Source organism: Aeromonas genomosp. paramedia (assembly GCF_023093515.1).
GTDB lineage: Bacteria > Pseudomonadota > Gammaproteobacteria > Enterobacterales > Aeromonadaceae > Aeromonas.
This window is the reverse complement of sequence record NZ_JAAROG010000017.1, coordinates 1-21731: the sequence shown is the minus strand read 5'-3', so window position 1 is coordinate 21731 and position 21731 is coordinate 1. Positions and strand designations below refer to the sequence as shown.

17 protein-coding genes are annotated in these 21731 nt (G+C 56.7%); 10 read left to right on the top strand and 7 right to left on the bottom strand.

Going from position 1 to position 21731, the window contains the following annotated elements; translation table 11 throughout:
• Window positions 1-909 precede the first annotated feature (909 nt).
• The 3 genes from galK to galE are packed head-to-tail and all read right to left on the bottom strand — an operon-like array spanning window position 910 to window position 4163.
• Complete coding sequence (gene galK, locus HB860_RS10725) at window positions 910-2067, bottom strand: galactokinase (protein ID WP_247626633.1); 1158 nt, start codon at window positions 2065-2067, stop codon at window positions 910-912.
• Window positions 2068-2076: 9 nt separating this feature from the next.
• A complete protein-coding gene (gene galT / locus HB860_RS10720; protein ID WP_247626632.1) occupies window positions 2077-3117 on the bottom strand; it encodes a galactose-1-phosphate uridylyltransferase in 1041 nt (346 codons plus the stop codon).
• A 26-nt stretch (window positions 3118-3143) separates the two neighbouring features.
• A complete protein-coding gene (gene galE, locus HB860_RS10715; RefSeq protein WP_247626934.1) occupies window positions 3144-4163 on the bottom strand; it encodes a UDP-glucose 4-epimerase GalE in 1020 nt (339 codons plus the stop codon).
• Between the two features lie 312 nt (window positions 4164-4475).
• Here galE and galR point away from each other — a divergent pair, with 312 nt between their 5' ends.
• Both galR and HB860_RS10705 read left to right on the top strand, forming a co-directional pair.
• Complete coding sequence (gene galR / locus HB860_RS10710) at window positions 4476-5477, top strand: HTH-type transcriptional regulator GalR (RefSeq protein WP_201935657.1); 1002 nt, start codon at window positions 4476-4478, stop codon at window positions 5475-5477.
• 467 nt (window positions 5478-5944) lie between these two features.
• Complete coding sequence (locus HB860_RS10705; protein WP_247626933.1) at window positions 5945-7231, top strand: maltoporin; 1287 nt, start codon at window positions 5945-5947, stop codon at window positions 7229-7231.
• 364 nt (window positions 7232-7595) lie between these two features.
• On the opposite strand, the gene HB860_RS10700 is transcribed toward HB860_RS10705, so the two are convergent.
• The 4 genes from HB860_RS10700 to HB860_RS10685 all read right to left on the bottom strand — a co-directional run bounded on the left by HB860_RS10700 (window position 7596) and on the right by HB860_RS10685 (window position 12591).
• On the bottom strand, window positions 7596-8600 hold the full coding sequence (locus HB860_RS10700) for a glycoside hydrolase family 53 protein (protein ID WP_247626631.1): 1005 nt from the start codon (window positions 8598-8600) through the stop codon (window positions 7596-7598).
• 123 nt (window positions 8601-8723) lie between these two features.
• A complete protein-coding gene (locus HB860_RS10695; protein ID WP_247626630.1) occupies window positions 8724-9143 on the bottom strand; it encodes a hypothetical protein in 420 nt (139 codons plus the stop codon).
• A 25-nt stretch (window positions 9144-9168) separates the two neighbouring features.
• Window positions 9169-11211 (bottom strand): methyl-accepting chemotaxis protein, encoded by a 2043-nt coding sequence (locus HB860_RS10690; RefSeq protein ID WP_247626629.1) that lies wholly within the window; start codon window positions 11209-11211, stop codon window positions 9169-9171.
• 297 nt (window positions 11212-11508) lie between these two features.
• The gene (locus HB860_RS10685; protein WP_247626628.1) at window positions 11509-12591 is read right to left on the bottom strand and encodes an ABC transporter ATP-binding protein; all 1083 of its coding nucleotides are present in this window, start codon (window positions 12589-12591) and stop codon (window positions 11509-11511) included.
• 559 nt (window positions 12592-13150) lie between these two features.
• Here HB860_RS10685 and HB860_RS10680 point away from each other — a divergent pair.
• The 8 genes from HB860_RS10680 to HB860_RS22185 all read left to right on the top strand — a co-directional run.
• Entirely contained in the window at window positions 13151-14380 is a 1230-nt protein-coding gene (locus HB860_RS10680; protein WP_247626627.1) for an extracellular solute-binding protein, read from the top strand.
• A gap of 78 nt (window positions 14381-14458) precedes the next feature.
• Entirely contained in the window at window positions 14459-15763 is a 1305-nt protein-coding gene (locus HB860_RS22280) for an ABC transporter permease subunit (protein ID WP_247626626.1), read from the top strand.
• Between the two features lie 12 nt (window positions 15764-15775).
• Window positions 15776-16627, top strand: a complete 852-nt coding sequence (locus HB860_RS10670) for a sugar ABC transporter permease (protein ID WP_247626625.1) — start codon at window positions 15776-15778, stop codon at window positions 16625-16627.
• A gap of 22 nt (window positions 16628-16649) precedes the next feature.
• A complete protein-coding gene (locus HB860_RS10665; protein ID WP_247626624.1) occupies window positions 16650-17849 on the top strand; it encodes a glycoside hydrolase family 53 protein in 1200 nt (399 codons plus the stop codon).
• Window positions 17850-17910: 61 nt separating this feature from the next.
• The gene (locus HB860_RS10660; protein WP_247626623.1) at window positions 17911-19965 is read left to right on the top strand and encodes a beta-galactosidase; all 2055 of its coding nucleotides are present in this window, start codon (window positions 17911-17913) and stop codon (window positions 19963-19965) included.
• Window positions 19966-20019: 54 nt separating this feature from the next.
• A complete protein-coding gene (locus HB860_RS10655) occupies window positions 20020-20367 on the top strand; it encodes a glucose PTS transporter subunit EIIB (RefSeq protein ID WP_068982265.1) in 348 nt (115 codons plus the stop codon).
• Window position 20368: 1 nt separating this feature from the next.
• Entirely contained in the window at window positions 20369-21544 is a 1176-nt protein-coding gene (locus HB860_RS10650; RefSeq protein WP_247626622.1) for a glycoside hydrolase family 53 protein, read from the top strand.
• 44 nt (window positions 21545-21588) lie between these two features.
• The coding region (locus HB860_RS22185; protein ID WP_282101213.1) for a pyruvate kinase at window positions 21589-21731 on the top strand (143 nt) is incomplete at its 3' end.

The window sequence follows — 21731 nt, the reverse complement described above, 5'->3', positions numbered from 1 at the left end:
TAAATATTCATATTTTAATGGATTTTCTGAGTTATCTGAGTAGTAAGCAGGTTCATTAAGGGGAGATGTGGGAGTGTCTGCCACAATATGGCAGCGCCAAATGTTAATTGCCATATTTTGGCACGGATTTTTGACATTGAGATAGTAGTCTCATTCACCTAACAGATTGTTTTTTAAAACTCTATTTTTTAATGAGTAGAGTTTGTGTACATGATGAAATCATAGCTGTAAGCATGGAAAAATTTCCGATAAAAATTGCCATGTTATGGCAATAGACCCTTCATATGCCATCAAGCAAACCTTGTCATAAACCTGCATTGAGGATGGTATTTTAATAGTCGTAGCTTAGTTCGTGGATGTTCATAGCGGTATAGCAGTTTGTTGAAATTAGATGCGATATTTAATATTTGTCATGTTGGGGGGGGGCTATATTCCATTATTGACACTAATAGCTAAGTGTTCAAGGGGGTCGTGTTAAGTTTTAGAGGGGACGCATGCTGCGTCGAGAGAGGAGTATCTTTTATTAATCACGAACATAGCGTAAAAAGTTTAAACCTAAAAACAATTCATTGTAAAACTATCGAAAATTATTTGGAGCATTTTTTTGGGCGTTTTATAAAATTGAGCTGATAAATTGTTCCAAACGCGCTTCGTCTCTGTCCCATCATTCTCGGTATCAACACTTGGCCAGCAAGCACAGTGTAGCTGTTAATATATGCAGGAATTCAGTTGTACCCAATATTCTCACTCGTACACATCCCTTTGCACAGTCAGCGGGTTTGGTTTTTTTGCCCATTCGATGAGCGCGACTATTGGCATCTGAATAAAGGTTCAGTGAAGTGTGTCATGATCAGCGTGGACCTATGAGGGTCTATTTTGCTGATCATGACATTGATATGGTAATAAAGGTCAGATATAGCCAGCTCCGGCGGAGGGCTTGCAGATATAGATACTGGGTTGCAAACCACTGAGCAGAGGATAGCGGGCGTTGACTTGCTCGCAGACGACTGGGGTCAGTGCGCGCGGTACCAGCGTAACAACACAGCCACCGAAGCCGCCACCAGTCATTCTGACTCCACCACGACTGCCGATGATCTCTTTGATCATGTCGACCAAGGCGTCGATAGCAGGCACTGTGATGGCAAAATCATCGCGCATCGAGGCATGAGACAGCGCCATTAATTCTGCCATCATGACCATGTCTTCATTTGCAAGCGCATCGGCCGCTGCCAGCGTTCGTTCATTCTCGGAGATGACGTGGCGGGCACGGCTTGCGACTACAGGATCCAGTTCGTTGGCGCCTTCGGTAAACTGCTGCATCGTCAGATCGCGCAGTGCCTTGACCCCAAAATGTCGTGCGGCTTCTTCACACTGTGCCCTGCGGGTATTGTATTCGCTATCTACCAGGCCTCGTCGTACGTTCGAGTTGATGATGACCACATCGATGTCGGCCGGCATGCTCACAGGGCGGGTTTCCAGGCTGCGGCAATCGATCAGCAGGGCATGGTCCTGCTGACCCAGGGCGGAGATAAACTGATCCATGATGCCGCAGTTGCAACCGACGAACCTGTTTTCCGCCAGTTGTCCGTTCAGGGCGAGATCTGCCTGGCTGATGTCGAGGTGATTCATCTCTTTGAAGATCTGTCCTACCGCCACTTCCAGAGAGGCGGAAGAGCTCAGACCGGCTCCCTGCGGTACATTGCCACTGAGCACCAGGTCAGCCCCGGTCAGTTGACAGCCTCGCAATAGCAAATATTTGACGACACCTCGCACATAGTTGGCCCACAGGTATTCCGGGCGCGGCTCTATGGGGTGGCGCAAGTCAAATTCATCCAACTGGTTGTGATAGTCGGCAGCGATCACCCTGATCAGGCTGTCCTTGCGGGGGGCCGCACTGATCACGGTCTGATAGTCAATGGCGCAGGGGAGCACAAAGCCATCATTGTAGTCCGTGTGCTCCCCAATGAGGTTGACACGCCCAGGCGCCTGAATGGCGAGGGTAGGGTGATAACCGTACTGGGTGTAAAAGGTGCGTTCAGTCACGCTGCGTGGCGATTCAATACTCATATCTCAACCTCAAACCTGTTCACGAAAATGGATATCGCTGACGGAGCGCAGGCGTTCGGCCGCCTGTTCTGCCGTCAGGTCGCGCTGTGTTTCCGCCAGCATTTCATAGCCCACCATAAACTTGCGCACGCTCGCAGAGCGCAGCAGGGGTGGGTAGAAGTGGGCATGCAACTGCCAGTGGTCATTCTCATCGCCATTGAAAGGTGCACCATGCCATCCCATCGAATAGGGGAAGGAACATTGAAACAGGTTGTCATAGCGGCTGGTCAGTTTCTTGAGCGCCAGAGCGAGGTCTTCACGCTGTTGCGCTGTCAGTGTCGGTAGACGTGTAACCGCAAACTTGGGAAGCAACAGGGTTTCGAAGGGCCAGGCTGCCCAATAGGGCACCACTGCCAGCCAGTGCTCCGTTTCCACTACGGTGCGGCGGCCGTCAGCCTGTTCGCGCACCGCATAATCGAGCAACATGGCACGACCATGCTTGGCAAAATACTCCCGTTGGGCATCATCTTCCCGCGCGGCTTCGTTGGGCAAGAAGTCGTTGGCCCAGATCTGCCCGTGGGGATGGGGATTGGAGCAACCCATCATGGTACCCTTGTTTTCGAATACTTGGATCCAGGGGTAGTCGCGCCCCAGCTCTGCAGTTTGCTCGCACCAGGTGTTGACCACGGCGGTGAGGGAGGGGACGGACAACTCGGGCAAGGTCTTGCTGTGATCCGGTGAGAAGCAGATTACCCTGCTGGTGCCGCGTGCACTCTCTAGCTGGAAGAGGGGATCCTCGCTGGTTGGGGCCATCGGGGTATCAACCATCAGGGCTGCAAAGTCGTTGGTAAAGACGAAGGTCGACTGATAATCCGGATTTTTGTCACCAGTGACGCGAGTGTTGCCGGCGCAGAGGAAACAATCCGGATCGTGAGCGGATCGCTGGGTGCGATCGGGTTCATCCTGCTGCCCCTGCCAAGGGCGCTTCGCCCTGTGAGGAGAAACTAGAACCCACTGCTGGATCAATGGGTTGTAACGACGGTGGGGGTGATCGGTTGGTTCAAATTGCATAGGAAGGCCTGTCTCGTTCTGTATATTCATGGAAGGGGGTAACCGTTCGGATTTTGGGATTGCCAGCGCCAGGTATCGGCCGTCATCTCATCAAGCGTGCGATGAGCCTTCCACCCCAGCTCGTTGTAAGCCCGTGTTGGATCGGCCCAACACTGCGCTATGTCTCCGGCACGGCGCGGCACGATCTCATAAGGCAGCTCGCGGCCACAGGCCTTGGAGAAGGCGCCATGAATGTCCAGGACGCTGTAGCCATGCCCAGTGCCCAGGTTGTACACATGGACGCCAGCTTGCCCAAGGGTATGTTTCAAGGCTGCGACATGGCCATCGGCTAGATCCATGACATGAATGTAATCCCGCACGCCAGTACCATCCGGTGTCGGGTAGTCATCACCAAAGATGGCGAGTTTGGCACGGCGGCCCACTGCCACCTGGGCAATATAAGGCATCAGGTTATTGGGAATGCCCTGGGGATCTTCGCCCATCATGCCACTGGGATGGGCTCCCACTGGATTGAAATAGCGCAACAGGGTCAATGACCAGTCGGGAGCTGATCGTGCAAAGTCCTTGATGAGGCGCTCCACCATCAGCTTGCTTTGACCATAAGGGTTGGTGGCGCTAAAGGTTGGCGATTCCTCGGTGATGGGCATGGTCTCTGGCTCACCATAAACGGTGGCAGATGAGCTGAATAGTAAGGTCTTGACCCCGGCGCGTCGCATTGACTGCAGCAACACCAGGGTGCCTCTGACATTGTTGTCATAGTACTCGAGAGGCTTTTCTACCGATTCTCCTACGGCCTTGAGGCCTGCGAAGTGGATCACTGCATCTATCGGTTGGTCTGCAAACACACGATCCAGCAGGTCGGCATCCCGCACATCACCGTGATAGTGCAGGGGACGCTGCCCGCTGAGGGTGTGGATACGTTCGAGGACGCTTTCTTTGCTGTTAACCAAATTGTCCAACAAGATGGGGGTCATCCCGGCAGCGATAAGCTGCAAGCAGGTATGACTACCTATGTAACCAGTTCCACCTGTGACGAGTATCTTCAACATGAATCTCTCCTTGGTGCTCGTTTTAATTGGGTTTTATTTAGTGTAACCGATTACCCGCATTCTGCGCTTGTGAAAGCAGGTCGGGAAGATGCACCTCCATTTTGTGTGATTTTTGTCACGTTTTTATCCGCAATGAGCATGATAGTGGAGAACGGTGTATGTAAGATGATTACACGGCGAGGCGCTCGTATTGATAGAATGCTCCCGATTTTGGTATGAAAGCCGTGTCAGGCATTGGAAATGTCGGTAGTATCCTTACCCTGTAAAGCACAGGTTTTTATTTATACCGTTCACCGGAAAAGCTAATTCATGGCAACCATCAAAGATGTAGCACTCCTGTCAGGCGTATCCGTCGCCACAGTCTCACGTGTCATCAATAATTCGCCAAAGGCAAGTCAGGCGTCACGCGATGCCGTCTTCAAGGCGATGCATGAACTCAACTACCACCCCAACGCGAACGCGAGAGCCTTGGCCCATCAGAACAACGAAACGCTGGGGTTGATTGTTGCTGATGTGTCTGACCCCTTCTTTGGCACCATGGTTAAAGCAGTCGAGCAGGTGGCGCAGGCTACGGGGAATTTTCTGCTCATAGGAAATGGCTACCACGACGCAGCCAAAGAGAAGCACGTAATAGAGCAGTTGATAGGGCATCGCTGCTCTGGCTTGGTGGTTCATGCCAAAATGCTGCCAGATGAAGAGCTGATCCAGATGATGAGCTATGTTCCCGGCATGGTGCTAATCAACCGTATTGTTCCAGGGTTCGAGTCCCGTTGTGTGGCGCTGGACGATCGCTATGGTTCCTGGCTTGCAACTCGTCACCTGATCCAGGAAGGGCACAAGAAGATAGGGTTTCTGTGTTCAAATCATCAGATCTCTGACTCTCAGGATCGCCTGCAGGGGTATCTGGATGCGCTGCAAGAGCACAATATCCCGGTCGATGAGCGCCTGATCTCCCGTGGCAGTCCGGATGAGCTGGGAGGTGAAGCCGCGATGACTGAGTTGTTGAGCCGGGGGCAACAGATGACGGCGGTCGTCTGCTATAACGATTCGATGGCGGCAGGAGCTTTGTCCGTGCTTAGCGACAACGGGATCGAAGTTCCCCAGGAGCTATCTCTGGTGGGGTTTGATGATGTACTGATATCCCGCTACTTGCGCCCTCGTCTGACTACGGTGCGTTATCCCATCATCGCCATGGCGACCCAGGCCGCCGAGCTGGCCATTGCTCTGGCAAAAGGTGGTCCCTTGCCCCAGACGACACATATGTTCAGCCCGACTCTGGTTCGCCGTCATTCAGTCCGCAGTATCGATTGATCGACATTCTGGCAACCTGAATTCATCGGCCATCAGGCAAGGTTACCCGTCAGGGGCCTTGCCTTTTTAGTGCCTCATCTTCTTCCTCTCTCTTTTGTCGCTCACCCCTGTGGGGTCGGGAAGGTCTCACGGTGCCTTCCTATGCCCTGCACGAGGAGGTCATGTCTGCTGCGATGAGTCTGGTCGAGCCATGGTTATCTCAGGTGTAGACATTACCATCAAGAGTGTAATCGATAACACGCAACTTATTGTTTAAGTCCCCTTTAATCTCAATTACTTAAGTTGCTAGTGATGTTTTTATCAAGTATTTTTATAGCAATATTTATGTAATAATTACAGTTTTGTGAGTTGCGTCATGTCAGTGATGGCACGGATATTCCTATAATCCCCACCGGACAGTGAAAGCGCTTTCCCTATGGATTGGTAAGCGGTTCATCAAGATAACAATGCAACAGTGGAATAAAGGAATAACTATGAAAGTGAAACTACTGACGACATCCGTTGCCCTCGCTCTGTCAATGACTGCATTGAATGCTAATGCTGTTGATTTTACAGGCTATTTCCGCTCTGGCGTAGGTGTGTCCCAAGACGGTGATATGCAAACCGGTCGACAGAACTTTGTCGGGCGTTTGGGTAACGAAAGCGATACCTATACCGAAATTGGTATTGGTCAGGAGGTTTACAACAAGGATGGCAAGACTTTCTATGTAGACAGCATGTTCAGCATGCAGAGCGATGGCTCCAATGACTATGAAAGTACCACCACTGTGTGTAACTTCGATCAAAAGGAGTGCAAGGACGATGCAACATTTGCTCTGCGCCAATTCAATGTTAAGGCCAAGGGGCTGATTTCCGCTGCGCCCGATGCCGTGGTTTGGGCTGGCAAGCGCTTCTATCAGCGTCACGACCTTCACATCATCGATACCAAATACTGGAATATCTCGGGAGCCGGTGCCGGTATTGAGAACCTCAAGGCAGGTCCAGGCGCCTTCTCACTGGCGTGGATCCGGTCTGATGGTAACGATATCGATAACTCGATTGTCAACAATGACCTCAACGTTAACTTCCTGGACCTGCGCTATGCCGGCTGGGCTCCCTGGGAAGGGGCCTGGACTGAAGCGGGTGTCAGCTATGCCATGCCCAATCCGACCGATGAGCAGGAGAAGGCCGGTAATCTCTATGATCCCCAAAATGGTGTCATGCTGACCGCAGAAATGAGTCAATACTTTGCCGATAGCCGCATCTACGAGAAGTTGGTGCTGCAATATGCTGACAAAGGGCTGGCCCAGAACATGATCTCCCAAGGGGGCGGTTGGTATGATGTTTGGCATCTGACCGATGATGCCAAGGGATACCGGGTGATTCTAACTGGTGACATTCCCATGGGAGAGAAATTCAGTGTGAACCATGTATTCACTTACGGTAAGGGTGAGAAACTTGAAGCATGGCATGACAACACCGAACTGTTTAGCGCTGTCGCGCGAGGCGGTTATGCGTGGACTGACATCATGAAGACACTGGTTGAAGCCGGTACTTATGAGAGCACCAAGACTTGGACAAGCGGCTCTGAAGAAAAATCGAGTGGTCAAAAATATACCTTGGCTCAAGCTTGGTCAGCTGGTCCCAGCATGTTTGCCCGCCCGGAGATCCGTGTTTTTGCCAGCTATCTGAAAGATGGCGAAGGCAAATCCTTCAACGGCGGTGAGGATGATAATACCTGGAACTTCGGCGTGCAGGCCGAAGCCTGGTGGTAAATCCCGACTCGTTACACCGCAGGGAGCCCGCTGGGCTCCCTTTTTTATTTTGCATTGAGGACTCGCCTTGTCGTGCTGACGTCGTCCTAGGAAAACCGATGTTGCGAGTCCCGGCGAAGGAGGCTGCAGTCGGCGAGTCTGTTTGTCTCGGGGAGAGGGTGGTCGTGTTTTCGGTGATGGTGCCGGAGGGCCCCGCGCGACTCGGCTCAGTGGAGCTGCCATCCGCATCCAGAGTCATTACGCGCAGGCAAGTGGCGGGATGATATGCGTTGGTGAGAAAGGGCGAAGAGACGGGTGAAGTCATGTCCAGGTGGCAGCCTGAAGAGGCGCACTACCTACTGCGCCTCTGTGTAACGTTACATATTTACTGCAACAGGAAGGCATCCAGCGCATAAGTGGGTTTGCCGCTGTTGTCCATCAGCCCCAGGCTGTAACCCTGCCAGTTCTTGTAGCTTTGTGGTTCCCAGTAGAGCACTCCGAGCCCCTTGCTATCGGGGATCCACGTCATCTTGTTGAGTAGATCAGCAATGGTGTCGTAACTGTTTTTTGGGTCATCCCATGGCATGCCCACCTCGACAATCATCACCTCCTTGCCATAGCGGGTCACCATATCGGAGAGGTTGTCATAGCAGAGGTTGTTGAGGGTGAACCAGTCGCCGTTGCCACTCTGGGTTGGGTAGATGGAGGCACCAATGACATCCCACTTGGCACCGTTGTTCTTTAGGCCATCAAACATCCAACGATAGAGGCTGTTGTTCTCGCAGTTGGCCAGGTGGACGATGACCTTGGTGCTACTGTTGACCGCCTTGACGGCGTCATAACCGCTGTTGATGAGCCAGGCAAAGTTCTTCATGTTGACCGAGGCGCGCCCCTCTTCCCAGAGCATGCCATTGTTGGTCTCGTTGCCCACCTGTACCCACTTGGGTGTGATGCCTGCGTTTTTCAGGGCTACCAGGGAGTTGTAGGTGTGCCACCATACGTTCGACATCAGCTGATCAAAGGTGTAGCTCTGCCAGGCTGCCGGCTTGGTCTGCTTGCCAGGGTCGGCCCAACTGTCGCTGTAGTGGAAGTCAATCAGCAGATCGAAACCGGCCGCCTTGGCCCGCTTGGCCTTGGTGATGACGTCACTGATGTTGTTCCAGCCATCGGCAGGATTGACCCATACCCTGAGTCGGATGGTGTTCATACCGTGCTCTTTCAGGGTTTTGAACAGATCCTGCGGCTGGCCAGCGTCGTTATAGAACTTGTATCCGGAGTTCTCCATCTGGGTCAACCAGCTGACGTCAGCCCCCTTGACCATGGCTTCTCCCTGGCCATGAAACAGCAGGGCGCTGCCAAGCAGTAGGGTGGTAAGTAGATGTCTCTTCATTGTTGTTATCTCCTGTCTGGATGTGTGCAGGGTGGCGACAGGGATGCAGTCCCGCGCCGGGATGGCGTCGCCGTGCGACGCCATCCCGGCTGAGGCTGGGGCCGCCTTGCGGCGGCCCTGGGATCACCCGGCGGGGGAGACGGTGACCTGGATGTGTTGGGGATCGCGGCGATCCAGGGTGATGCGATACTGGCCGTCGCGGGGCGGGGTGAACTTCATGTCGCTCCACTGCCAGCCGGCCTTGACTACCACCGGTTTGTCCGCCTCGACCTTGACGGCGGGGTCGAACTGGCCATAGCTGGTGTCGGCCTTCCACTTCTCGTCGGCAATCTTGAACTTGTAGGCGCCGTGACTGGCCTGCAACGCCACCTGTACCGACAGCAAGTCTCCTTGCTGGGTCACCAGTTGCTGGTCTGCCGGTGCCTCCCAGTTGTTCATCTCGCCACGCAGGAACAGCGGGCGTGCCAGGGGGTTCTCTTCATTGGCCAGCGCGGGCTGGAGACAGGCGATCAGGGTAGTCAGCAACAGTGTCTTCTTGAACATGGGTAGTCCTCTCTATGGTGTGTGGTCAGGCGCTCTGCAGGGTGAAGCGGCGGGTCAGCGACAGTTGCTGCTGCGACAACTGCTGCAACTGGTCGCTGGTCTGTGCCACCTTGACCAGGGCGACTTGGTTGTCGTCGGCAATTCGGGCGATGTTGGTAATGTTGCGGGCGATCTCGGCGCTGGTCTGCTGTTGCTGCAGGGTCGCGCTGGCGATACGGCTGCTCTGCTCGGCCACCTGCTGCAGCGCCTGGGATAGCTCGGCCAGGGTGGCGCAACCTGCATCGCTGTCGGTGCGGCTCTGGGCCATGGCGTCGTGGCAGCGCAGCATGGTGGCGACCGCGCCGCGGGTGCTCTGCTGCAGATCGTCGATGATCCCCTGGATACGAGTGGTGGAGTCTGCGGTGTGGTGTGCCAGCTGACGCACCTCGTCGGCCACCACGGCAAAGCCACGCCCCTGCTCGCCGGCGCGGGCCGCCTCGATGGCGGCGTTGAGGGCCAGCAGATTGGTCTGCTCCGTGATGCGCCCGATCAGGGCAAGGATGTCACCGATGCTGACGCTCAATGTCTGCACCTGCTCCACACTGCGGCGTGATTGCGCCAACTCGTCAGCCAGTTGCTGCAGCCGTTTGCCGGTCGCAGCCCCACGCAGGCTGGCGGCGTGGGCTGCCGCTGCTATGTTGCCGAGTGTCTGTTCGGTCTGGCCAATACTGCCGGCAACCTCGCGAACCGAGTAGTCCATCTCCTCCATGGCGCTACAGACCCCTGTGGTCTCGTTGCGCTGTTCGCCGATGGCAAGCTGGGCGTGATGCTGGGCTTGCTGGTTCTGGCCGGCCATACGGCCGAGCGCGTCGGCCGCATGAACTATCTGACCGAGCATGCCGCTCATCTCGTCGGCCAGGGCATTGATGCCGATGGCAAGCTGGCCAAACTCGTCGTGGCGCAGCAGCGGTACGCGTTGGCGCATGTCTCCCTGGCTCAGTGCCTTGAGGGTGGTGAGGATATGGTGCAGCGGCTGGCGGATGGCGTGCACCAGGTGCCACAGCACCAGGGCGCCGAGACTGAGAGAGAGCAACAGGCCGGCGCACAGCCCGAGGCGTAGCCAGAGCAGAATTGCGCCGCTGCCGGCGGTGCTCTGGTGAAGCTGCTCGTCGATTGCTCCGTCAAGTTCGCTCAGCTCGCCGAGCAGACTGTCGATGAAACGGCTGGCTTGTGCGCTTTGGTTGCGAAGCATGATGCTTTGCTCGACCAGTGACAGGTGGCGGGCCAGCAAGCTGTCTGGACCACTTAGCTGGGTTGCGAGGGTATCGAGCCGTGCCCCTGTGCTACGTTCCAGGCTTAGGGGCGCGCCGAAAGCATCTTCTTGGCCTGCAAGCTGGCGCTCCAGCTCCTTGCGCAGTTCTGTCATCTGCTTATTGGCCCGTTCATTGATGGCTAAGCGTGCCGCAATAGGAGCCGGGTCTTGCTGCTTGAGGATCTCCTGAGTAGTACTGACTTGCTGTTCCAGGTTCGCCAGCAGACGATTCTTGAGCAATGCGGCAGGATGGCTACCCAGAGGGGCAAGCAGTACATCGAGGGCACTGGCAAATTGGCGCGCCGTGCTGCCGAGGCGGGTGTCGGCCGCCAGCTTGCTCTGTTCGAGGCGGTTGTGGGCATAGTCATCGACCAGTTGCTGGGCCAGTTGCCAGTAGGCGGCCTGTTGCTCGCGTAGGCTATCGACGCGCTTACTCTGCTTTGGTTCCCCTGCTATCTGCCTAGCCAGGATGCTCAGGTCCTGCTCGAAGCGTGCTTGCCATTGCTGCATCTGTTGACGTGCTGCATCCAGATCCTCATCCCTGGTCTGCAGTAATGCGTTGCCAAGATGGCGGTCAAGCGTGAACAGATCGCGAGTCACGGCGCGGCTTTGCACCAGGGTTGGGGCTGTATGGCTGGCAAGTGTCCCAACCTGGTCGGCCAGCCGCTGCCCGGCGTAGAGGGAGAGGGCTACGGAGAGCAGCAGTAGCAGCAGGATGACGGCAAAGCCCAGCGCCAGGCGCTGGATGATGGAAAGGTGATAGGTACGTAATTTCATGGTATCGATTACATGTGGTGTTGAGCCAACCCGGCCTGATGGCAGAAGTGATAAGTCATCTATTATCAGTGCCTTACTTTAGTGAAAAATAAGACTTTGATAAGGCAGGGCACCTTAATCTGATTTTTGTGTAACATTTTCACTATTTTGTGAATCTTTTACACTCTTTCTTGGCACCCTTGTACGGGATTCATCCTAGGTTGCGAGCCCGCTCTCATTTTGTGTCCCGTGCCCGGGAATAAAAAAAGCCCCCGACTGGGCGGGGGCAAAGTGGATCGGGGCATGCAGTAGCCGTATTTAGCGGCTGATCCTGAGCCCTTCGGCATTGAAAACAAGGCAATTTTGCGGGGCAAAGAAAACATCCATCTTCTGGTACGGATGAAACTCCCCATCCCCTGCCAGCAGCAGCTTGAAGCCGTCGGTGCCGCAGCACTGGCCGAACAGATAGGTGCTGTTGCCAAGACGCTCCACCACTTCGCAGGTAAAGGCGAGGTGGATCCCCTCTGCGCCCGGCACCACATGCTCGGGACGCAGGCCAAGGGAGATCTCGCTGCCCGGCTCGAGTCGTTCGGTGAGGATGGGCAGGGTGAGCTCCTGCTGGCCGGCAACCCTGACCCGGATCTGCTCCGGGCTCCAGGCCAGTACGCTGGCTGGCAGGAAGTTCATCTTGGGTGAGCCGATGAAACCGGCCACGAAGCGGTTGCAGGGTTTGTAGTAGAGCTCCATTGGCGAGCCGACCTGTTCCACCTTGCCATAGTTCATCACCACTATCTTGTCGGCCAGGGTCATGGCCTCCACCTGGTCGTGGGTCACGTAGATCATGGTGGTCTTGAGTTCCTGATGCAGCTTGGCGATGTGCAGGCGCATCTCGACACGCAGCTCGGCATCGAGGTTGGAGAGTGGCTCGTCAAACAGGAACACCTTGGGGTTGCGCACAATGGCGCGGCCGATGGCGACCCGCTGGCGCTGGCCGCCGGAAAGCTGCTTGGGTTTACGGTCGAGCAGATGAGAAAGCTGCAGAGTCTTGGCCACCATGCTGACCTGGTGGGCAATTTCCTCTTTTGGCACCCCATTGACCCGCAGGCCATAGCCCATGTTCTCCGCCACCGTCATGTGGGGATAAAGCGCATAAGACTGGAACACCATGGCCACCCCGCGATGAGCTGGGGCTACATCGTTGACCACCTGTTCATCAATGGCAATGTGGCCGTCCGATATCTCTTCTAGGCCTGCGATCATTCGCAGCAGGGTGGATTTGCCACAACCGGAAGGACCGACGAAGACGGTGAACTCACCGTCTTCTACATCCAGGTTGACGTTATGTAAGGTCACGTTGCGGCCAAAACGCTTGACCACATTGTTCAATCTGATACTCGCCATGAGCTTTAACTCCTTGATAGTAAATGCATTAGCTGCAGAGTCTCGAAGTGGTCAGCCCCTGCTGCGGCTTTTTTGCCCTGGGAGGGATAAGGGGTTTCACACCGTTTCACTCTGTGGCTTTAAGGGGACTATATCAGTCAGGTGTAAGCGGTTGCACAAAATGCTGTTTCTTTTGTGCATGAGATCACAGCCTTGATATGTGCTACTGGCAGGCAGGACAAGCACCGCTTACCGTAGAGTCATTCGGTGTAATCGTTACCTTTTTTCTGTTTAAGAGCGCACTTGGAAGGCGTGCCAAGCAAGAATCAGGAGATAGAGCGAGTTGCTCCGGATCTGATGTATAGGGTTAAAGCATTTATTTATCATGATCTTAGTTAAGTTGGTGTGTGCGACTGCGATTTCCGACTTAACCGGTATGTAATCAAGATGAATTCTTAATTACACAATAACCGGTAAAAAACGCCACAAGTTACACTGGCTTGATGAAATTGTAACATTCACCTCACCTAGATGCTCGGCTAAGGCCTGTTTTCACCTGAGTTAGGGACAAGGAAATCATATGAAAATCAATAAATTGACCGTTTCAATGCTGTTGTCTTTGGGCGTGATGGGGCTGGGGCAGGTTGCCCGTGCTGCCGATGGTGAGCTGCTGGTGTGGGAAGACATCAAGAAATCCAATGGCATCGAAGAAGCGGTCAAGGCATTTGAAGCCAAGCACAACGTCAAGGTGAAAATCCTCGAAACGCCCTATGCCCAGCAAATAGAGAAGCTGCGCCTGGATGGGCCGGCCGGTATCGGTCCGGATGTGCTGGTTCTGCCCCATGATCAGGTTGGCACCGCTGTGGTACAGGGGTTGATCAGCGAAATCAAGCCAAGTGCCGACTATCTGGCAGGTTTCACCAAGCCTGCTGTAGACGCCCAGACTTATGAAGGCAAGCTCTATGGCCTGCCCAAGGCAGTCGAGACCATCGTCATGGTCTACAACAAGGATCTGCTGCCCAAGGCACCGGAAAGCTTCGACGAGCTGATCAAGGCTTCCCAGACCCTGCGCGCAGAAAACAAATATGGCCTGCTCGCCAAGTTTGACGAGATCTATTACTCCTACGGCGTAGTGGCAGCGATGGGGGGCTACATCTTCGGCCAGAACCCTAACGGTTCACTCAACGTCAAGGATGTTGGCTTGGCTAACCAGGGTGCAGTCGACGGGGTCACCTTCCTTAAGCGCTTCTATACCGAAGGGCTTTTCCCTGCTGGCATAGTCGGTGAGACCGGTGCAAACGCCATCGATTCTCTGTTTACCGAAAAGAAGGCGGCGGCTGTTATCACGGGACCTTGGTCGTTCCAACCTTACAAGGATGCTGGTGTGAATTATGGCGTCGCCCCGCTGCCGGCACTGCCCAATGGCGAACACATGCGTTCCTTCCTCGGCGTGAAGGGGTACAGCATCTCAACCTATTCCAAGCAGAAAGAGCTGGCACAGCAGTTCATCGAGTTCATCAATCAGCCTGAGTACGCCAAGGTTCGCTTCGAGAAGACCGGTGAGATCCCGCCGCTCAAGGCGTTGATCGACGATCCGCTCATCAAGGACGATGAGAAATCCCGGGCCGTGGCCATTCAGGCTGGCTTCGCCATCCCGATGCCAAGTGTGCCCGAGATGCAGGAGGTGTGGACCCCGGCCAACAGCGCACTGCAGCTCGGCGTGACTGGCAAGCAGGATGTCAAGGCGGCTCTGGACGGCGCGGTCAAGAACATCAACATGCAGATCGAAGTCAATCACGCACAGCAATAACAACAGTCGAGCTCCGGCTCGATTCGGGCCGGGCGGCATCAGTGGTCGCCCGGGCTCTAAATGAAAAGGAGGTAAATTGTGGTTGTCGATTCCGAATCGTTCACCCAGATCGGTACAAGAACCCATCATGCCAAGGTTGCCGCGCTGCTCTCGCTGATACCGGGACTTGGACAGTGGTATAACCGGCAGTGGGTCAAGGGCACCCTGTTTTTCATCGTCATGGTTTGCTTCTTCGGCGTATTCCATGACTTCCTGTCCCAGGGCTTCTGGGGCCTGTTCACCCTCGGCACCGAGTTGCCGCGGGACAACTCCGTGTTCCTCCTGGCCAAGGGAGTCATCAGCGTACTGGTGGCCATCTTTGGTTGTGCTTTCTACTACTGGAGTATCCGCGACGCCTATATCAACGGTGATCGCCGCGATCGTGGCGTGGCCCTGACCAGTGTGCGCAAGCAATACCAGTTGCTGCTGAACGAAGGGTTCCCCTACCTGATGATCACCCCGGGCTTCATCCTGCTGGTGTTCGTGGTGGTGTTCCCCATCATCTTCGGCTTCTCCATCGCCTTCACCAACTACGATCTCTACCACACCCCACCAGCCAAGTTGGTGGACTGGGTGGGGATGAAGAACTTCATCAACATTTTCAAGCTCGATCTGTGGCGATCGACCTTGCTCGATGTGCTGCAGTGGACCGTGATCTGGACGCTGATTGCCACAACGTTGCAATGCTCGGTCGGGGTGCTGCTGGCGATCCTGGTCAATCAGAAGGATCTGCGCTTCAAGCCGCTCATCCGCACCATCCTGATCCTGCCGTGGGCCGTGCCCGGTTTTGTCACCATTCTGGTGTTCGCCGGCATGTTCAACGAAACCTTTGGCGTCATCAACAACGGTATTCTGGCTTCTCTGGGTATCGACCCCAAGGCATGGATGACAGATCCCTTCTGGACCAAGACGGCCCTCATCCTGATGCAGACCTGGCTGGGCTTCCCGTTCGTCTTCGCCATGACCACTGGGGTGTTGCAGGCTATCCCGGATGATCTCTACGAAGCGGCCACCATCGATGGTGCCAGCACATGGCACAAGCTGACCACCATTACGCTGCCCCTGGTGCTGTATTCGATCGCCCCGATCCTCATCACCCAGTACACCTTCAACTTCAACAACTTCAACATTATTTACCTGTTCAACAACGGGGGACCTGCGGTGGCCGGTTCCAATGCCGGCGGCACCGACATCCTGGTCTCCTGGATCTACAAGCTGACCATGTCGTCATCCCAGTATGCGATTGCGGCGAGCATCACCATTCTGCTCTCAATCTTCGTGGTCGGCATCGCCTTGTGGCAGTTCCGTGCGACCAATTCGTTCAAACAAGACGACATGGTGTAAGGAGACCCAGCCATGAGTGTCAAACACAGTCTGAAAAAGAGTAATGCCATCCGCCTGACCCTAAGCTATTTGCTGCTGGCTATGGTTGCGGTGGTCATCATTTACCCCCTCATCTGGACGGTGGGGGCATCCCTCAACCCGGGCAGCAGTCTGCTCAACACCTCGATCATCCCGGAAAACTTCTCCTTTATTCACTACCAGGAGCTGTTTGATGGACGCATCGACTATGCCGCCTGGTACTGGAACTCGATGAAGATCAGCTTCCTGACCATGGTGCTGACCCTCATCAGTGTCAGTTTCACCGCCTATGCCTTCTCGCGCTTTCGTTTCCGCGGGCGGCAAAACGGCCTGATGCTGTTCCTGCTGCTGCAGATGGTGCCCCAGTTCTCGGCCCTCATCGCCATCTTCGTGCTGGCCCAGATGCTCGGCCTGGTCAACAGCCACCTGGCGTTGGTGCTGGTCTATGTGGGTGGAATGATCCCGATGAACACCTATTTGATGAAGGGTTACCTCGACGCCATCCCCAAGGATCTCGACGAGTCGGCGCGCATGGATGGTGCTGGCAACTTCCGCATCTTCATCGAGATCATCATGCCGCTCTCCAAGCCCATCATCGCGGTGGTAGCACTGTTCTCCTTCACTGGTCCGCTCGGCGATTTCATCCTGGCCAGCACCATATTGCGTACCCCGGATCAATTCACTCTGCCTATTGGTCTTTACAACCTGGTCGCCCAGAAGATGGGAGCCAGCTACACCACCTACGCGGCGGGGGCTGTGCTCATCGCGGTACCGGTGGCCATCTTGTACCTCTCCTTGCAGAAGTACTTCGTTTCCGGTCTTACCGCAGGTGGGACCAAGGGTTAATTCGTTAAACAGGACGTTCGACATGAAAATCAAGAAGACGCTGGTGATGGCGGCGCTGCTCGCCACCGGCATGTTGGGCATGCAGGCCCAAGTCATAGCCGCCGAGAGTGCAGTGGTGCAGCCAGTGGCGGTACCGCAAGCCTTCATCAAGGGGGCCGATGTATCCATGCTGGCCGAGGTGGAGAAGTTTGGCGGCAAGTTCTTCGATGCCAGCGGCAAGCAACAGGACGCCATGGCCATCCTCAAGCAGAACGGTTTTAACTACATTCGCCTACGCCTGTGGGTGGATCCCAAGGATGCCGACGGTAAGCCTTACGGCGGTGGCAACAACGATCTGGCTGCAACGATAGAACTTGCCAAGCGTGCCAAGGCGCACGGCATGAAGTTCCTGCTCGATTTCCACTACAGCGACTTCTGGACCGATCCGGGTCGTCAGAACAAGCCCAAGGCGTGGCGTGATATGTCGGTCGAGCAGTTGGCGGATGCGGTCTATGCCCACACCAAGGAGAGCATGGATGCCTTGGCCAAGGCCGGCGTGGTGCCTGACATGGTGCAGGTCGGCAACGAGATCAACGGCGGCATGCTGTGGCCAGAGGGCAAGAGCTGGGGCCAAAACGGTGGCGAGTTTGATCGCCTGGCCACTTTGCTCAAGGCCGGCGTGCGTGCGGTGAAAGAGCACGGCAAGGATATCAAGGTGATGTTGCACCTGGCTGAGGGTACCAAGAATGACACCTTCGTCTGGTGGTTTGACGAGATCGCCAAGCGCGAGGTGCCCTTCGATATCATCGGGCTCTCCTTCTACACCTATTGGAATGGTCCCATCAGCACCCTCAAAGCCAACATGGATGACATCAGTAAGCGCTATGGCAAGGATGTGATCGTGGTCGAGGCCGCCTACGGCTACACCACGGACAACTGCGACAACGCCGAGAATAACTTTACCGCCAAAGAGGCGAGCGACGGTGGTTACCCGGCCAGTGTACAGGGTCAGGCCGATTTCCTTCGCGATCTTATCAAAAGCGTGGTGGCGGTACCGGATGGGCGTGGCAAGGGCGTCTTCTACTGGGAGCCTGCCTGGCTGCCGACGCAGGGCGCCACCTGGGCAACCAAGGCCGGTATGAAGTACAACAACGACGACTGGAAAGAGGGCAATGCCCGGGAGAACCAGGCGCTGTTTGACTGCTCCGGCCATGTGCTTCCCTCGATCAAAGTATTCAACTGACCCGGTTTCAACCGATAGGGCGGCCGGCCATGGCCGTCGCCCTCGTCTTAGGAGATGTGTGATGTTCAAGTTTCCCCCGCTCAGTGAACGGGTGCCCGCCCTGCTGCATGGTGCTGACTACAACCCGGATCAGTGGCTGGATGACCCTCAGGTGTTCGAGCGCGATCTCGAGATGATGAAGCAGACCCATTCCAATGTGATGTCGGTCGGTATCTTCAGCTGGTCTTCCCTGGAGCCGGAGGAGGGGCGCTATGAGTTTGGCTGGCTCGATACGGTGATCAATCGCCTGCACGAGAATGGTGTGTCAGTCTTCCTCGCCACCCCGAGCGGTGCGCGCCCGGCCTGGCTTTCTCAACGCTATCCAGAAGTGCTGCGGGTCAGCAAGGAGCGGGTCAAGGCACTGCACGGTGGTCGTCATAATCACTGCATGAGCTCGCCTGTCTATCGTGACAAGGTACGTGCCATCAACGGCGCCCTGGCCGAACGCTACGGTCGTCATCCCGGTGTCATCGCCTGGCACATCTCCAACGAGTATGGCGGTGAGTGCCACTGCGAGCTATGCCAGGGGCGCTTCCGTGACTGGCTCAAGGCGCGCTATGGCAGCATAGAGGCGCTCAACCACGCCTGGTGGAGCAGCTTCTGGAGCCACACCTACACCGACTGGTCACAGATCGAATCCCCGTCACCCATCGGGGAAAGCTCGATCCACGGCCTCAACCTCGACTGGAAGCGTTTCAACACCGCCCAGGTGAGCGACTTCTGCGCCGAGGAGATCAAACCCTTGAAGGCGGCCAACCCGAGCCTGCCGGCCACCACCAACTTCATGGAGTACTTCTACGACTATGACTATTGGCAGTTGGCCAAGGTGATCGATTTCATCTCCTGGGACAGCTACCCCCTGTGGCACAACAGTGGCGATGACTCGACCCTGGCAGCCTACACCGCCATGTATCACGACCTGATGCGCACCCTCAAGGGAGGCAAACCCTTCTTCCTGATGGAGTCGACCCCGAGCCTGACCAACTGGCAGCCCATCAGCAAGCTCAAGAAGCCAGGGATGCACATCCTCACCTCCTTGCAGGCGGTGGCCCACGGCTCCGACTCGGTGCAGTACTTCCAGTGGCGCAAGAGCCGTGGTTCGGTCGAGAAGTTCCACGGAGCCGTGGTCGATCACGTCGGTCACATCGACACCCGGGTCGGCCGCGAGGTGCAGGCTCTCGGCGAGATCCTGGCCAAGTTGCCTGAGGTTGCAGGCAGTCGCATCGAGGCGAAAGTGGCCATCATCTTCGACTGGGAGAGCCGTTGGGCCATGGACAACGCCCAAGGCCCGCGCAATGCCGGTCTCTTCTACGAGAAGACGGTGGCCGAGCACTACCGCCCCTTCTGGGAAGCAGGGGTGGCGGTGGATGTCATCAATGCCGACTGCGCACTCGATGGTTATGACCTGGTTATCGCCCCCATGCTCTACATGGTGCGCGATGGCTTTGCCGAACGGGTCGACGCCTTCGTCAAACGAGGCGGGCAGTTCGTTACCACTTACTGGAGCGGCATCGTCAACGAGACCGATCTCTGTCACCTGGGGGGCTTCCCGGGTCCGCTGCGCCCTGTCCTTGGGATCTGGGCAGAGGAGATAGACGGTCTCTATGACGAGGAACGTAACGCAGTCTCGGGTCTTGCCGGCAACGAGGCCGGACTCTGTGGCCCTTACGAGGTGACCCACCTGTGCGATCTCATCCATTTGGAGGGCGCGAGGTCCTTGGCCAACTATGGCGGCGACTTCTATGCCGGGCGTCCGGCGGTGACGGTCAACGAACACGGGGCAGGGCGTGCCTACTATGTCGCCTCGCGCAACAATCTGGCATTCCAGCGCGACTTCTTCGGACATCTCATCGATACCCTGGCCCTGCCGCGCGCCCTGCCAGCCTTGCCGGAGGGGGTCACCGCCCAGTGTCGCACCGACGGTGAGCAGGTGTTCGTGTTCGTGCAGAACTTCGCCAACGCCGAGCGCCTGGTCACGCTGCCGGGTGGTCACAGCGATATGGTGAGCGGCGAGGTGTTGGGCGACTCGCTGGTGCTGCCGCCGTTTGGCTGCCGGGTGCTGCGTCGCGCCTGTTGATCGCGGGGCGGAGCCAGTGGCTTCGCCCTCTTTTTTCACGTTTAGGAGGTTCAAATGGTCAAGATGCAGGACTTTAAGCGGCTGTTCGCCGCCGCCCTCGGCCACAAGGGGGAGAAATCGGCCGAGGCACCGCTCTCCGGGCTGGACGAAGCGGCCATCACCGCGCTCATCGCTGCCTTTGGCGGGCGCGACAACATCGTGGGCTTTGACGCCTGCCTGACCCGGCTGCGGGTCAGGGTCAATGCCTTGCAGCCGGTCGACAGCGAGGCGCTGCAGCGTCTCGGCGCCATCGGCGTCATCATCATCGGCGACGAGGTGCAGGCCATCTTCGGCAAACGCTCGGACAACCTGCGCCGTGAGCTCGGTCAGTGGTTCGAGCTGCACGAGCCGGAGCAGCACTAGCATGAGCCCCCCGCCGAGCTGGCCACTGCTGGTCATGCTGGGAGCCCTCAGTGCCGGAGCTGGCGCCGCCGCCCACAACTTGGCCATCCGAGGGGCGGATGTCTCCACCCTGGCCGAACTCGAGCGCCTCGGCGTGCGCTATCAGGACGAAACGCGACAGGGGGATCTACTGACCCTGATGCGCGAGCGTGGCCTCAACCTGGTGCGCCTGCGGCTGTGGGTCGACCCCCGCTCGGCCAAGGGAGAGCCCTTTGGTGGTGGCAACAACGATCTGGAAAAGGTGATTGCACTGGCGCAGCGAAGCCGGGCACTCAACCTGCCCTGGTTGCTCGATCTTCATTACAGCGACTTCTGGGCCGACCCCGGCAAGCAGCATACGCCACGCGCCTGGCTGGGCAAGTCGGACGCCGAGCTGGCGGCGATGCTGCACGATTACAGCGCCGCCGTGATGCAACGCCTGCGCGAGGCCGGGGTGCCACCGCAGATGGTGCAGGTAGGCAACGAACTCAATAACGGCATGCTGTGGCCGCAGGGGCGGCTGCACCGGCGGGAAGAGGCCGAGTTCGATCGTCTGGCCCAGCTGCTCAAGGCGGCCATCGCCGGGATCCGTGCCGGCAGCGAGAGGGGGATCCCCCCGCGCCTGATGCTGCATCTGGCCGAAGGGGGCGATGAGGCACAGTGCCTGCGTTGGTTCGGGGCGATGCAGGCGCGGGATGTGCCGTTCGACCTGGTGGGGCTCTCCTTCTACCCCTACTGGCACGGATCCCTGGATGACCTCTCGCGCACCATGAGCAGCCTGGCCACCCAAATCAGGCGCCCACTCCTGGTGGTCGAGACCGCCTATGGCCATGACACCGTCAATCAGGATTCGGTCCGCAATGCCTTCGGCGAGCAAGAAGCCGCGCGCGGCGGGTTTGCCGCGACGCCCGAGGGGCAACTGGCGTTTCTCGATGCTCTGCGTGCCGCTATCGCAGCTGTGCCGGATCGGCTCGGACTCGGTTTTGTCTACTGGGAGCCTGGCTGGATCCGGGTCCCCGGCGACAGCTGGGCCAGTCATGCCGGCATGACATTCCTCGGGATAGACGAACCCCTCGGGAATGGCTGGGAGAATCAGGCCCTGTTTGATCGGGAGGGCAGAGGACTGCCGGCGCTGGCCGCCTTCGCCCGGACCCGCTGACTATTTCACATTAAAGAGATGACAACAGCACCATGAAGACTGACATGAAAAAGACCAAAATCGTCTGCACCATAGGTCCCAAGACCGAATCCAAAGAAATGCTCGGCAAGATGCTGGACGCCGGCATGAACGTCATGCGCCTGAACTTCTCTCACGGTGATTACGAAGAGCACGGCACCCGTATCCG